The following is a 327-nucleotide window of genomic DNA, read 5'->3' as shown; positions in this document are numbered from 1 at the left end:
GTGAAAGTGCGTCAACCTCACTTAGCCAAAGCGAGAGTGCATCAACGTCGTTGAGCCAAAGTGAGAGTGCATCGACATCACTTAGTCAAAGTGAAAGTGCGTCAACCTCACTTAGCCAGAGCGAAAGTGCATCGACCTCATTGAGTCAAAGCGAAAGTGCGTCAACCTCATTGAGTCAAAGTGAAAGCGCATCGACCTCACTTAGCCAAAGCGAAAGTGCGTCAACCTCATTGAGTCAGAGTGAGAGTGCTTCAACTTCACTCAGCCAGAGTGAAAGTACTTCGACATCCTTAAGTCAGAGTGAAAGTGCCTCAACTTCACTGAGCC

The 327-nt window shown here is 48.0% G+C and carries 1 protein-coding gene; it reads left to right on the top strand.

Annotation, left to right across the window (positions count from 1 at the left end):
• Positions 1-327: hypothetical protein (locus LMB57_RS00450; RefSeq protein ID WP_229278024.1), on the top strand; the 327-nt coding region annotated here is incomplete at both ends.

Origin of the sequence: Limosilactobacillus secundus (assembly GCF_020784695.1) — a bacterium.
In the GTDB taxonomy this organism is placed as follows: Bacteria; Bacillota; Bacilli; order Lactobacillales; family Lactobacillaceae; genus Limosilactobacillus; species Limosilactobacillus reuteri_F.
This window is presented reverse-complemented; position numbering and strand designations above follow the sequence as displayed.